The sequence below is a fragment of the Alkalihalobacillus pseudalcaliphilus genome (assembly GCF_028610675.1).
In the GTDB taxonomy this organism is placed as follows: domain Bacteria; phylum Bacillota; class Bacilli; order Bacillales; family Bacillaceae_D; genus Alkalihalobacillus; species Alkalihalobacillus pseudalcaliphilus.
In genome coordinates this window covers 273447-286645 of sequence record NZ_JAQQWS010000001.1, presented here as the reverse complement: position 1 = coordinate 286645, position 13199 = coordinate 273447, and the positions used below count along the sequence as shown (strand labels likewise).

Annotated in this window: 11 protein-coding genes and 1 other annotated feature; of the genes, 1 reads left to right on the top strand and 10 read right to left on the bottom strand. The window is 36.8% G+C overall.

Annotated features, from left to right (window positions below):
* Positions 1 to 58 precede the first annotated feature (58 nt).
* Positions 59 to 1099: a M14 family metallopeptidase gene (locus tag PQ479_RS01395; protein ID WP_047989362.1), complete on the bottom strand. Its 1041-nt coding sequence runs from the start codon at positions 1097 to 1099 to the stop codon at positions 59 to 61.
* A gap of 118 nt (positions 1100 to 1217) precedes the next feature.
* Positions 1218 to 1495: a binding site (T-box leader), on the top strand.
* Between the two features lie 109 nt (positions 1496 to 1604).
* Between PQ479_RS01395 and serA the strand changes: the two genes are divergently transcribed.
* Positions 1605 to 3227, top strand: a complete 1623-nt coding sequence (serA, locus tag PQ479_RS01390; protein ID WP_047989363.1) for a phosphoglycerate dehydrogenase — start codon at positions 1605 to 1607, stop codon at positions 3225 to 3227.
* A 51-nt stretch (positions 3228 to 3278) separates the two neighbouring features.
* Here the strand turns inward: serA and PQ479_RS01385 are convergent, their stop codons facing one another.
* The 9 genes from PQ479_RS01385 to PQ479_RS01345 form a co-directional block, all read right to left on the bottom strand.
* Positions 3279 to 3671 carry a hypothetical protein gene (locus PQ479_RS01385; protein WP_047989364.1) on the bottom strand — a complete coding sequence of 131 codons (393 nt, stop codon included), beginning with the start codon at positions 3669 to 3671 and terminating at the stop codon, positions 3279 to 3281.
* A gap of 87 nt (positions 3672 to 3758) precedes the next feature.
* Positions 3759 to 4910: a peptidoglycan DD-metalloendopeptidase family protein gene (locus PQ479_RS01380; protein WP_053070433.1), complete on the bottom strand. Its 1152-nt coding sequence runs from the start codon at positions 4908 to 4910 to the stop codon at positions 3759 to 3761.
* 90 nt (positions 4911 to 5000) lie between these two features.
* Entirely contained in the window at positions 5001 to 6119 is a 1119-nt protein-coding gene (locus PQ479_RS01375) for a Ger(x)C family spore germination protein (protein ID WP_083991275.1), read from the bottom strand.
* Positions 6100 to 7221 carry a GerAB/ArcD/ProY family transporter gene (locus tag PQ479_RS01370; protein ID WP_047989366.1) on the bottom strand — a complete coding sequence of 374 codons (1122 nt, stop codon included), beginning with the start codon at positions 7219 to 7221 and terminating at the stop codon, positions 6100 to 6102. The genes PQ479_RS01375 and PQ479_RS01370 overlap by 20 nt, the downstream gene beginning before the upstream one ends.
* Before the next feature lie 14 nt (positions 7222 to 7235).
* Positions 7236 to 8732, bottom strand: a complete 1497-nt coding sequence (locus tag PQ479_RS01365; RefSeq protein WP_047989367.1) for a spore germination protein — start codon at positions 8730 to 8732, stop codon at positions 7236 to 7238.
* 155 nt (positions 8733 to 8887) lie between these two features.
* Positions 8888 to 9817 (bottom strand): VanW family protein, encoded by a 930-nt coding sequence (locus tag PQ479_RS01360; protein ID WP_047989368.1) that lies wholly within the window; start codon positions 9815 to 9817, stop codon positions 8888 to 8890.
* A gap of 350 nt (positions 9818 to 10167) precedes the next feature.
* Positions 10168 to 10752 carry a cob(I)yrinic acid a,c-diamide adenosyltransferase gene (locus tag PQ479_RS01355; protein WP_047989369.1) on the bottom strand — a complete coding sequence of 195 codons (585 nt, stop codon included), beginning with the start codon at positions 10750 to 10752 and terminating at the stop codon, positions 10168 to 10170.
* Positions 10727 to 12073, bottom strand: a complete 1347-nt coding sequence (locus PQ479_RS01350) for a heme ABC transporter ATP-binding protein (protein WP_053070434.1) — start codon at positions 12071 to 12073, stop codon at positions 10727 to 10729. The genes PQ479_RS01355 and PQ479_RS01350 overlap by 26 nt, the downstream gene beginning before the upstream one ends.
* A gap of 4 nt (positions 12074 to 12077) precedes the next feature.
* Positions 12078 to 13109, bottom strand: coding sequence for a FecCD family ABC transporter permease (locus PQ479_RS01345; protein ID WP_420535532.1), 1032 nt, complete (start codon positions 13107 to 13109; stop codon positions 12078 to 12080).
* Between the last annotated feature and the right edge of the window lie 90 nt (positions 13110 to 13199).

Here is a 13199-nt window from a genome sequence, read left to right as displayed (position 1 = left end):
TGTTTATTTCTTTTATTTTAGCTTTCATTTCCATCACTAGCAAGCTTCTTATTAAGTCTTATAAAGTTAGACCTTCTAAAGCTAATCCAATATTATTGGACCATATTTCAGCAAATGCCTCATTGGGAAGTGGGTTTTGGCCGTTACCGATCTCTATCGTAAAACCCGGCCTACCTGTGTGTAAAATAAACCAATCCTTATAACCACCATCACTATCAGCGGTATGAATCGGCGTATAAGAACTAGCGAGTGATAGCTTTTTTACCATCTCCTCACTTTCTTTAGGCTCATAACCTCTATACCCCCAATAAATGACTTGACCTTGAGAGTGAAAAGCTAATACATAATGAAAATCATATTTTTTTGTAAGGTTATAAATAGCTATCGCCTCTGGTTCCGACAAAGGGGCTGGACCACTATAATGTCTTGACCAAGGTTTTTGTGGACTTTCTTCAGCTTCCAATTCCCAACCAGCTGGCCATTGGTGGTTTAGATCAACACCACGAATATTACTTGACCAATGATCAAATCTTCTTTGCCCTTTATTGATTTCAATGACTTCTTCATAAAAAGAATGCTCTGGATAAATACCTTGTTCAACTAATTCGATTCCATCAGGGTTAACCATCGGTACGACCGTTAACGTAATTTTTTTTAAAATATCGACGACTGGATAACCATAGACTTCTTGATTCTGTTCATTTACTGAAGAAAGAACATCTAAAAATTTCATCAATAATTTTGATGTATGTGCTTCATTAGCATGCCAGCCTCCTGAATAAAATACATGCCTTGGACCTGTGCCAATCTTACATTCATAAAGAGGCTTTCCCATCACAGACTGTCCACATTGTGATACATGTACACCACTTTTTTCTAATATCTTTAGATCCTTTTCAAGATCAGTTGGCCCGTACTCGGTTTCAAAACTTAATCGTTTTTGATCCTCTTTTAGCGGCAGCTGTAGTATAGTTCCAGGCTGAATATAATCCTTCTCATTTAATAGACTTGGATTATAATACACCAAGTCAAAAGGCCTCATTTTATTAGCTAAAGCTACTTTAGCAATCGTATCCCCTCTTTTGACAACATATGTCATTGTTTATCCCCTCCTACTCATACGTATGATGATATCCGTTAATAAAGTAAAAAGATTTTTCTGAAAACACAATTGACAATACCTAGTTCATATGATAAATTATCTAACAATTACCATATTAAAAACATGGATGAAGAATGAAGAAATGAATTCAATTAAGAGAGCTAGTGGTCGGTGTGAACTAGTTTGAATCATTTTGGATAGCCCTTCTGAGTTAATATGCTGAAATGTACTGACTAAGTCCCATGCGTAGGCATATTCGGTTAATCCGTTACCTTATGGCTAAAATAGCCTCTGAGATGATTATAAATCAAAGACATCAGGAACATACCTTTTTGTTGTAGATTTATCTTCAAATGAGGGTGGAACCGCGGCTTTATAACTCCCGCCCCTCACAATTTGTGAGGAGTGGGCTTTTTTTGTGTAACGCTTTCATAATGTTCAGAAAATGATCATTGACTACACCACACTAACGTATTACAGTAAATAAAAGGAGTGGAGAGACATGAACAAACAAGCAGTAGCTGACAAAGAGGATATAAAGCCTACTTATACCAAGTTTCAAATCTTAGTATCCGATGCAATGAGTGAGGAAGGATTAGCGCCTTTGCTTCAAAGTGACTTAGTAGAATGTGTTCAGAAAAAAATTGAAGAGGTTGAGGACTTATCCGTTTTTGATGCGTTGCTAGTGAGAAGTGCCACAAAGGTTACAGAGGAATTACTAGTGAAAATGGCAAACATTAAAATTATTGCAAGGGCTGGTGTTGGTGTTGACAATATCGATTTAGAGGCTGCGACAAAACGTGGTGTTGTTGTTGTTAATGCCCCCGATGGTAATACAATTTCTACAGCTGAACACACCTTTGCGATGATCTGTGCTTTACTGCGTAAAATTCCTCAAGCTAATGCTTCCATTAAAGCAGGTCAATGGGAGCGTCAATCGTTTCAAGGCTCTGAATTACGAGGAAAAACATTAGGTATTGTTGGATTTGGTCGTATTGGTACGCAAATTGCTCAACGAGCAAAAGCCTTTGAAATGCCCTTACTCGTGTTCGATCCATTTCTAACCAAAGAACGTGCTGAAAAAATCGGTGTCGTCCCAGCTTCTTTAGAACAGTTACTAGAAACTGCCGATATTATTACCGTTCATACTCCATTAACAAAAGATACAAAAGGTTTACTCGGTATGAAAAATATCGCTAAAACTAAAAAAGGCGTTTACTTAATTAACTGTGCCCGAGGTGGTATCATCGACGAACAAGCCTTAAAGCATTATTTAGAGAATGGTCATATTGCCGGAGCTGCCTTAGATGTCTTTGAAGAAGAACCGGCCACTGATCGTGACTTAATTGACTTTGACAATGTCATTACGACGCCACACATCGCTGCGTCAACGGTCGAAGCCCAGTTAAATGTCGCTTCTCAAGTCTCTGAAGAAGTACTACAATTCCTTTTAGGAGAACCAGCTAAAAATTCTATAAATTTACCAGCACTTTCAAAAGAAGTATATGAAAAAATAAAGCCTTTTTATGATCTCTCAAAAGATATGGGGAATTTCCTATCTCAAGTGATGAAAACACCAGTTAAAGAAATTGAAGTTTATTATAGTGGCAGCGTCACTAATTATGAGACGTCCATTACAACAAAGAGTTTACTTGCTGGTTTCCTTCAACCACGGATTGATGCAAGTGTGAACGATGTGAATGCTTCTCTCATTGCTAAAGAAAGAGGTATTAGCTTTGGTGAAAAACATGTAACCAAATCCTATGGCTATTCGAATCTCATTCATGCGGTCGTAAACGGTGAAGATCGTGCCTTCGAAATTCAAGGAACTTATATTAAAGAATACGGACCTCGAATCGTGAACGTGAACGGTTTTAATGTCGATTTTGTTCCAAAAGGTCATATTCTCTATATTCAACACACAGACCGCCCAGGGGTTATTGGTCGTATGGGGCAGTTACTAGGTGAGCACAATGTCAATATCGCTACGATGCAAGTGGGTCGTAAAGAAGAAGGTGGTGAAGCGATTATGATGTTAACTGTCGATAAACAAGTTAGTGATACATTACTAACCGCACTAGCCAATGTTGAAGAAATTGTATATGCTAATAAAATTGAAGCTTAACTTGTGCATTCTCGGTACCGTTTTTATAAAAAGAACGGTACCGTCCGTTTATCATCCCCAAATATACTGAAAAAGTAAATCCAGTTGATCCTCTTTATTGGATAATAAAAATATACGGCCTTTTTCTGTTAAATAAATCGTCTGTTCATTTACGTCAACAAACCCTTCTAATAAGGCAACCTTTACATAAAACTCATAGAGAAACTGAAACTCACCTTTATTCGCTTTTGTTTTTAGCTTATAACCAAAAGCTCGATTATGCGAACGCCAAAAACGGGGATGAATCGTCGTTGAGTCTATCATACGGATTTGCTTATGTCTTTTCAGTTTTTGCAGCATAAACAAAAATCCATCAATTAAATCAATTTGAGTTCCGGTCAAATCAGTTTGCTCATTTAACAGCTTTAATAAAGTTGTATTGACAAAAGAACGGTCTTTATTCATGGTAAAACTCCCAATCAAACGTTATAAATTAGTTCTATTCTACCACAAAAACCAACTAATCTACATCATTTGATTCGTTCGTTTTTTTTATTGATTGACGATTAATCGTTCACCAGGGTGAATGATCGTTCCGCTTAGTTCGTTTAATTCCATTAATTCTTCTAAGTTTAAATCGTATTCTGACGCTATCTTTGATAAGGTATCACCGCGCTCAACAAAATGATACTTCCCATCTTGTATCATTTCATATACGACTAGCTCTTGATTAAGACTTAATACATCGGTTTGTAAGCTATTCCACTCCATTAATTCAGACACGGTTACTTGATACTGCTGAGCAATTCCCCATAATGTATCCTCTCGTTGAACGGTTATAATATGTTCCACTATTTCGTCTACTCGTTCTTCAACATTATCGCTTTCAATTAACCAAAATTCCGTTTCAATTTCGGGTAAATATGCCCATAGATTTTGCTCGACCTGCTCAACACTCACTTCGTTATTTGAGACTTCTTCGCTTTCTTTTTCCTCTTCATCCGAAGTGCCTAATAGAGCCTTCAATGTTTGTTCAACCATTGCGATCGCAGCCTCATAATTATCACTATCATCTTCTTGAAGTGCTGCCGTTTGTTCCGCTGTTTGCGAGAGATTATCATTCATATAGTCTTCGTCTATATAATGGCTCATCGCCTCAATCGCATGATCGTCCATATGCTCTAAAACGGCATAAACAGACTCCTCATCTGTCCCTAAATATACTAATGGATCGACTGAAGCTGATTTATGCAAATCCCATTCACTATCGTGCATTTCAAAATGTAAGTGATTACCGCGTGAATGACCAGTATTACCGACAGTTCCAATCAACTGATTAGCTTGTACCAAATCTCCCTCAGCTACTTTTCTCTCAAACAAATGGGCATAAACCGTTTCCATATTACTTTGTTCATGTTTGATAAAAACAACATTTCCATATGAAGACGAATAATAGGACTTGGATACGATTCCTTCTTGAACAGAAACAACGGGTGTTCCTTCAGGTGCAGCAATATCCAAACCAAAATGCTTTCCGCCCCTTGTTCCATATGTATCTGTCAATTCACCTATAGTTGGCCATATGAAACTTCCCTCGAAACTTCGATCAGCAGCACGTACCGTATGATTTGTTCCCCAAAAAAGAACACCTATAAATAATGCTAGCGATAATGCAATCGTTACTCTTTTTATAAAATCAAGCATAAATGCCTCCTTAAAAATAGTCGTATTAGCTATAGAGCTTTTCCGATAACTAACACTACCCTATGACAGCATGACCTATTTTATGCTCAATTATTCAATCGCTCCTGTTTGAGAAATTCTCACATCTGCTTCCACTTCAAACTGTAAAGACTGATAAATTTCGTTTTCCCAACTCTCTACATTCCAATCTCGATGTTTGCTTCTATATATTTCACCGGCTCCGACTGGGTCGATTTTTAACTCTTGAAAGTGATATAAAAGTTCTTTACACCTTTCTTCAATATCTTCTTTAACAGCTTTTTCAATTTTCTCTATATCATTACCTGTATATAAATTAACACTACTTGTTGTATCAAAAATGGTCGTAACAATGTCGAGCTTATATTTCACCGTTTTCGTATCACCTTTTTCCGTATATTTTTTATGAATATTACTTTTTAATACCTCAATAACAACTGGCCATTTTTGTTTTATTTCCTCCACATAGAATTCTTGAAACGAATGATCAGAGCGTTTACGCATTAACTTTAAATAAAAGCTCTGTTCTAGCGATAATTGATCGACCATTTTGTCTCGGGAAAATAAAGCTAGACCCGCTATTTCTATATTTTCGTCCCCCAACGTCTTAATTATAGGCAAAACCGGATCTCGTACATCACTATACATACTAAACAAATATTCATGTAAATTTGTACGTGGTACTTGACCATGCGTTTGGTTCTGATCTAAAAAATCGGGAATATAGACACCTACTTGTTCACCTGTACCTACCGTACCTTTTAAAATATCATAAGCTTGACCATCTTCAACAACGGCCATTAAAATACGATTACCAACGGTAGGATCTCGATATAACGGTAGGATATAAGGCTCTAACCCTTCTTTTGCTAATGGCTCTCCAAATAATGCAACACGTAACTGTCCAGTCACCAAAGGCTTCTGTGAACGGTTATTTAAATGATTAATGACAGCTCTAGGAGTTTCTCCTACAGCGCTTAATGATACTTGTTCCAACATTTGTTCAGAGATTTGTTCAGTAAATGTAGGAAAAGTAACGGTAATTCTAATTTTTTTGTCCATCCCATCAATATCATATCCAATTGCACGTATAATCGATAATTCGTCAATAATTTCTGATTTCACATAACAACCAGAAAAGGTTATGAGGAAAACAAATATGATTAACATTCTACATACTCGTCGTTTCATTTTGGGCACCCTTTTTCTTCACCTTATAGACAACAATCTGTAATAGTAGTAGTAACGGAATATAAGCAAAAGCAAAATAAAAACCAATTTCACTAAAAATATCTGTAATCATATTTATTTCTTGCCGAGTAGGAAGCAACATAATTCCTCCGGCTAACATGAATACAAATACAATGAGCACGTGCCTTTGGTTAAACTCAAACACCCTTTTTACCATTCGGCTAGCAGCCCAAATTGCTAGGGCAATATTAGGAGCACAAACGATCATCCACATTGTTATACCAATATATTCAAACCTCTCCAAAAATGGAAATTCAATAACCTTAAATAACGTCAAAGTAGCCCAAACAGTTTTGTTAATTTGCTCTTCACTATAAAAAAACAAACAAATTAACATAATATATGTATAAAGAAGAGTTGTGAATATTCCCCCTAACTGCGTCCATTTCTGACTAAACTCCTTCTTTTTTAAAAAGGGATAATAGATTAACAACAGCTCAAATCCGCTATAACTAAAAGTGGAAGCTTTTGCTCCTAAAAATAATTCAGTAAAGCTATGTTTCCAAACAGGTAATATATTAATGTAATGAGCAAACTCCAAGGTCATGAGAAATAAGGGGTAGATAGGTAATGTAATTAAAATACTAACAAACGCTAACCCTACAACGGTTCGGAACCCCCCTGATACGACATAATAAAAAAAGGGAATAGATAATATCGCGATGAACCACGTTTGTAAATCCTCAAACATCCATAATTGTAAGACCTCTAGATAGGTGCGAAAGATGATTAATGCCAAAAAGAAAAAATACAAACCTATTGCCGTACTTAATATTCCACCAACCCACTTACCAAACAATTGCTGATGGACTTTAATAATATCACCATCAGCCCTTTTCAGAAGGGCATACATACAAGCAATACTTATTGCCACCATGACCCCTGATAGAAGCACAGAGATCCAAGCGTCATAGCCAGATTCTTCAACTACCATTCTCTGGAAACCTAATACACCTACCCCAACCTGCATAGCATGGATGATAAAAAAGGATAAAAATGGCGAAATTAGATATTGTTCTTTGATTACTTTTTCATCACTCATTTTTTCTCCTCCTTTTACTCGTCAATGTCATGCTTTTTATTGGCTTTTCTAAAGTTTAACCTTTTTCTTTTTTGTGGCCTCAAATAGACAGGCCTACTATTCATCCAGCTAAAGGGTAAACGGATAAAAGCATCCTTCCAATCAGTCACTCGAGGTGGATAAATAGGTGCTAAGTAAGGCCTTCCTAAAGATTGTAAATGTAATAAATGAACAAGCATATATAAAACGGTTATCCCAATTCCAAACAATCCTAACCATGCAGCCATAATTATAAATGGGAAGCGGAGTACACGAATTGTATTACCCATTTGATATACGGGCGTTGTAAAAGATGCGAGTGCTGCTAAAGCAACAATAATTAAAAGGATATTGCTCGTTAATCCAGCTTCAACGGAGGCTTGCCCAATGACAATCCCACCTACGATACCAATCGTTTGACCTACTTTAGTAGGTAATCGTGCACCCGCTTCTCTCAAAAGTTCAATCGTTAGTTCTAGAAAAACAGCTTCAATAATCGGAGGAAAAGGAATATTAATCCTCGAGCCGATTATTGGACCTAATAAATCTCTTGGAATTAACTCGTAATGATACGTCAAAACGGCTACATAAATAGGAGAAGCCAAAATTGAAAATGCCACCGCAAAAAATCTTAATAGTCTCGTAAAGGACGCAACCTGCCAACCTAAGTAGTAATCCTCTAACGAAGAAAAGAATTCAACTAACGTAGTCGGTCCGTAAACCGCTTCTGGTGACCCGTCCGTTAAAAAAGCAACTTTTCCTTCGGCTAATACAGCAGAAACTCGCTCGGGTCTTTCTGTATTAATAAATTGCGGAAAAAAGGACAAGGAATCGTCCGAAATCATTTGAGCGATACTACCAGAATCAATAACTTGGTCAAACTCAATCGCCTCAATACGTTGGACCAACGTTTGAAGATTATCTTGGTCAACAATCCCTTCTATATATAAAACGATCACCTTTGTTTGAGTAAGTTTACCAACGATGAGTTTTTTAGCTTTTAATTCACCGATTGGTAATCGTTTCCTAACCAAATTAAGATTCGTATCTAAAGCCTCAATGAATGACTCTTGAGGACCTGTTACACTAAACTCAACTTCAGGTTGTGAGACTTCCCTTTCTGAATTCATCGCTACTTCAAATAAGGCATATTGATGTTCATCATGAGCGATTTCAAGTAGGAGTTGTCCTCTCAATAACGCTTCCTCGACGACTTGACCTTCTTTCACTAATTCTTTTATATCAATGGGAATCTTATTAACAATTTCGGTAAGGTCTTCTTCTTCTATTTGAATTAAATAAGGTAAAAGATCACGCATGATTCGATCATGGTCTACGAGAGAAGTAAAATAAGATATCACAAATGTATGCTTACGTGCTTGTTGTTCAAAGCGGACAAAATCATCGGATGCTTTTAATTTCTTAATCACTTCTTTAACTGTGACGTGTTCTTGCTGATATTTCATTTTTTGCTTCATCCATCTTAAAAGCATCGCTTGTCCCCCTTTCCAAATATCCTCCCAATTAGTATGATTTTCTAGGGAAGAATTATACAAAATAAATCGTCTGCACATTTACTCCTTTTACTTCATGATTGTCTTTTTAAAATCAGTAAAAAAGAGGCTGGCGATTGCCCTCCTCTTTACTCTTAAACCTCTCTATTTATCTTCTGTGTAACGACTTGAATTTGAACGGAACCATTGATGACTTCGGTCTTTAACATAATCGGATACGTAAAGCTATTTTTAAATTTAAAGTCGGGACCACCCCATGATACGGTGGCGTCTCTTCCTTTCGGCACGTAACCAATCTCTCTAGAGTGAGTATATCTCTCTGTAATTTCTAAGCCTGCTTGCTCAACAGCGTTATAAAGTGTGGAAGAAGTTTGACAGATTCCGCCACCAATACCCATAACAAACTCCTTATTTATAATTTCAAGTGCCTCTTGATATCCTCTATCTTTTGTTCTTTCTCCTACAACTGAATTAAACGAAAATGTGTCACCTGGCCCAAGAATGACCCGATCAATTTCATCTGAAGAAAGTTTAATATTCATTGTTCTTCCTGCTACACCAGAGTCAAAATAAGTTGTAAACTCACCAATGACTAATTCATCAATACCTTCTATATCTTCTACATTTATATTGGGTTCAGTGACATAAATAGGTAATGTTAATTCTTTGGTGCTAGGTTTTAAATCGAGTATTAACTCAACCGTTTCTTTCTCAGATAAAATCACTCTACTTTGGCCAGGGATAATTTCATCATTTTCAGATAAGCTGGCATTTTTTAGTGGTGTATCAATGCCTGATGCTAATGTTTTGGCTAAGGCTTGTAGTTCTTCTTCGTTAAGTGATTGACCACGGTTTTCAAAATAGCCATATTCATTTAATACGACTTTATGCTGCTCATCATTGTAGTTGTCGATTAAGAGCAATTCCCAAATCACTCCCTGTCGTTCGATAAGTGGCTGCCATTCTATTGATGGCTGTAAGGAAGCTTGGATTACTTTTGCATCTGCCTGTTGAGTACAGGCCACTAGTAATAAGGTTCCTAGGAATACTAAGATTTTTTTCATTCGTTCCCCTCCATTTTTTTGTTCATGCCATTATATGTAAGTACTTTGTCCAACATGCTTTTTGTATGAAAGTTACCTATGGGCTATAGGTTGTGTACTGAATCTTGTCAAGTTCACTTCCAGTATTACAGGTTACAACTAAGCATTAAGGTCAAGAGTTCACTGTGACATCATGCTCCTTAAGTAACTGACATGTTCAGCCTTTTTTGTGTAGTTACTCCAAGGTTTGACGTCAGTAACTACACAAACCTTTATGAATTGTTAAGATGGTGTGAAGACTCTTCTATGAATGGGCGTCTATGAAAAAAGGATGAAACCAGTCACTTAAGACGCTGATTTCATCCTTTAATTTATTGCTTACTTTTTCTTTCTTTAAAAACGATTGCACTTCTTTCGTATTCTACATCGTTGATTTTTTGTCTAGTATTTGCGGCTCTCGCTAGTACAAAGAATAAATCGGAAAGGCGGTTTATATAGGTTAAGGTGACTGGGTTGATTTCTATTTCCTTTTGTAAGCTTACAATCAATCGTTCTGCTCGTCTTGTAATGGTTCTACATACGTGTAAATAACTTGCAGCTTGACTGCCACCAGGTAAAATAAATTTTTCTAATGGCGGACTTTCCTCCATATATGAATCAATTTTTCCTTCTAGGTGCTCTACCATTTCTTCTTTGACTTTAAAAGTGGGATCTGTCGTTTTACTCATAACAAAAGCCAAATCACTACCACAGTCAAAAAGCTCATGCTGTATGATGAATAAATCTTCTATCATATCATTGAACTCAGATGTTGACATGCTTGAAATCGCTAATCCTACAAAGGAATTTAATTCATCCAAAGTGCCATAAGCTTCAACACGCACATGATCTTTGGCTACACGCCCTCCCACTACACTCGTTTGACCGCTATCACCTGTCTTCGTATATAATTTCATCCACATTTACCCCTTCCAACGTTTGTTCAATTCGTCTGAATAACTCTAACTTTATAGCGGCATATACACTTGAAAAATCACGTACATCCTTACCTTGATCCTTCATATCTATTTGGGTAGCCCCTACCAAAAGCGAACCACCGTTACCTTTTTTCTCTTTTAATTGGCTTACCTGAAAATACGTTTTAGCTTCCCCTAATAAAAGTAAAAATTGGAGAAATTGCTGTTCAGTTAAGCTTCCATTTAACAAAAGCTGGATATGAACGTTATACTTTACCCGAACCTTTTCTATATGTACAAAAAGCTTAAAGTTAAATTGTTCAGAAGTAGCCATCGATGTTGTAACAATGTCTCCAGCTAATACAATCTGTGCTGTGTGTGTTTCCTTTGGTCGGTTTCCTTTTAGGAAATGAAGTGTCTGACACCACCCACTACTTGTAAAATCACTATAATAACGGTAAGGTGCCTGCATGTTTAACTGAACCTCTCCATTTATTTCCTTCATTTCAGTTTTGTCTAGCCAGTCATTGCTATCCAATTTCGACCGGTAAGGAGAAAAATGAAGTTGTGGCTTTGGTAGAGATGGATGCTCATATCTCTTAAGGGGTGCATGATAAACAGCTTGTAAAATATCCTCATTTAACACATCGTAAGGAGTACCGATTTCTACCATTTGCCCTTGGTTCAATAATAACAAACGGTCACAATATAAACTTGCCATATTTAAATCGTGTAAAACCGCAATGACGGTTATCCCTTCTTCATCGGTTTGCTGTTTGATTTCGTTTAGTATATTCATTTGATGAGAGAAATCTAAATGATTGGTTGGTTCGTCCAATAAAAGCAATTGTGGTTCTTGAGCAAAAGCACGAGCTAATAATACTCTTTGTCTTTCCCCTCCACTTAATTGAGATAACCAGTTATGTTGAAAAATCGACGTACCCGTTTTCTCTAGTACTTTTTTGACCACCACTTCGTCCCGATTTGAAACTTGTGGCAGCCATCCTTTTTGATAAGGGTATCTTCCTAGTTCAACAATTTCCTTTACCTGATATTGAAAGGACAACTCCGATAATTGAGGTAACACAGCCATTTGTTTAGCTAATTCTTTGCTGTTTAACTTTTTGACATCCATACCATTGATCAAACAAGAGCCTTCTTGACAATGAATTCCATTGTTAATCGCTTTTAATAACGTTGTTTTCCCACTGCCATTTGGACCAACAATGCCAAAAAACTCACCCTTATTAACCGAAAATGATATATTTTTTAAAATATCTTTACCGTTGATTTGGATGTGAATATCTTGTACGTCTAACATTTTCTCACCCCACTTTCTTTTGTTGCTTTATTAATATTAAACCAAAAACGGGGGCCCCTATCATCGCCGTAATGACACCAATTGGTAATTCGGAAGGAGAGATGATGGTTCTAGCTACTATATCCGCAAGGGCTAAAAAGCCTGCACCGACAAACATAGAGAGTGGCAATAAAATTCGATGGTTACTTCCCCAAATTAATCTCGTCATATGAGGTATAACTAATCCTACAAATCCAATGGTTCCACTTACAGCAACTGCACTGCCCGTTAAAATAGTAGCAGCACCAAGTATCACATATTTCCGTACACGTACATTGACCCCTAATTGACGGGCCGTTTCTTCACCAAAAGCTAAGGCGTTTAGTTCTTGACGATTAAACAACAACATGATAAAAGCAATTATAAATAACGGTAGTGCTAACCAAACATATGCCCAACCTCGCATCGCAAGGCTTCCTAGTAGCCACCCTATAATTTGCCTTAGTTCATCCCCAGTCAAAGCAATCATTAAAGAGATAAAAGCACCTAAAAACGAACTAAATATAATGCCTGTTAAAATAATTGTTTCACTCGACATAGAGCGCTGGACCATTTTTGAAAAGCTAATCACAAACAATAATGTAAAAAACGAACTAATAATACTAATAAACGGTAGTGTAAAAAAACCTAATCCAGGTATCGTCACTCCAAAAAAAAGCACAAATACTGCACCTAAAGCTCCACCTGAAGACACCCCAAGCGTATAGGGATCAGCGAGTGGGTTTTTTAATAATCCTTGAAAAGCGGCACCAGCTAAGGCTAGACTAGCACCAACAATCATTGAAAGTAGTACACGTGGCAACCGAATTTGCACAACGATATTCACAATACTCGTTTCAGCTTGGTGTTCAAAAGGACTATAAGGAATCTCAGCAATTAAAATTTGAATCACGGTCCAAAAAGGTATATCCACACTTCCCCTACTAATAGACCAAATAAAAATAAAAAAACATAAAAGTATTAAAAGAAAATATGTAAGGCTTTGGTATTGAAAAATATGTTGACGAACGAAACGAAGCAAATAAACCCGCTCCTCCAATAAATGATTGGTATTAAAATGAGTCAATTAAGACACTATGTTCCTGGC

What these genes read in the sequence shown, in the direction of transcription:
- PQ479_RS01395 (WP_047989362.1), bottom strand. Translation starts at nt 1,099, where the DNA reads ATGACATATGTTGTCAAAAGAGGGGATACGATTGCTAAAGTAGCTTTA.
- serA (WP_047989363.1), top strand. Translation starts at nt 1,605, where the DNA reads ATGAACAAACAAGCAGTAGCTGACAAAGAGGATATAAAGCCTACTTAT.
- PQ479_RS01385 (WP_047989364.1), bottom strand. Translation starts at nt 3,671, where the DNA reads ATGAATAAAGACCGTTCTTTTGTCAATACAACTTTATTAAAGCTGTTA.
- PQ479_RS01380 (WP_053070433.1), bottom strand. Translation starts at nt 4,910, where the DNA reads ATGCTTGATTTTATAAAAAGAGTAACGATTGCATTATCGCTAGCATTA.
- PQ479_RS01375 (WP_083991275.1), bottom strand. Translation starts at nt 6,119, where the DNA reads ATGAAACGACGAGTATGTAGAATGTTAATCATATTTGTTTTCCTCATA.
- PQ479_RS01370 (WP_047989366.1), bottom strand. Translation starts at nt 7,221, where the DNA reads ATGAGTGATGAAAAAGTAATCAAAGAACAATATCTAATTTCGCCATTT.
- PQ479_RS01365 (WP_047989367.1), bottom strand. Translation starts at nt 8,732, where the DNA reads ATGCTTTTAAGATGGATGAAGCAAAAAATGAAATATCAGCAAGAACAC.
- PQ479_RS01360 (WP_047989368.1), bottom strand. Translation starts at nt 9,817, where the DNA reads ATGAAAAAAATCTTAGTATTCCTAGGAACCTTATTACTAGTGGCCTGT.
- PQ479_RS01355 (WP_047989369.1), bottom strand. Translation starts at nt 10,752, where the DNA reads ATGAAATTATATACGAAGACAGGTGATAGCGGTCAAACGAGTGTAGTG.
- PQ479_RS01350 (WP_053070434.1), bottom strand. Translation starts at nt 12,073, where the DNA reads ATGTTAGACGTACAAGATATTCACATCCAAATCAACGGTAAAGATATT.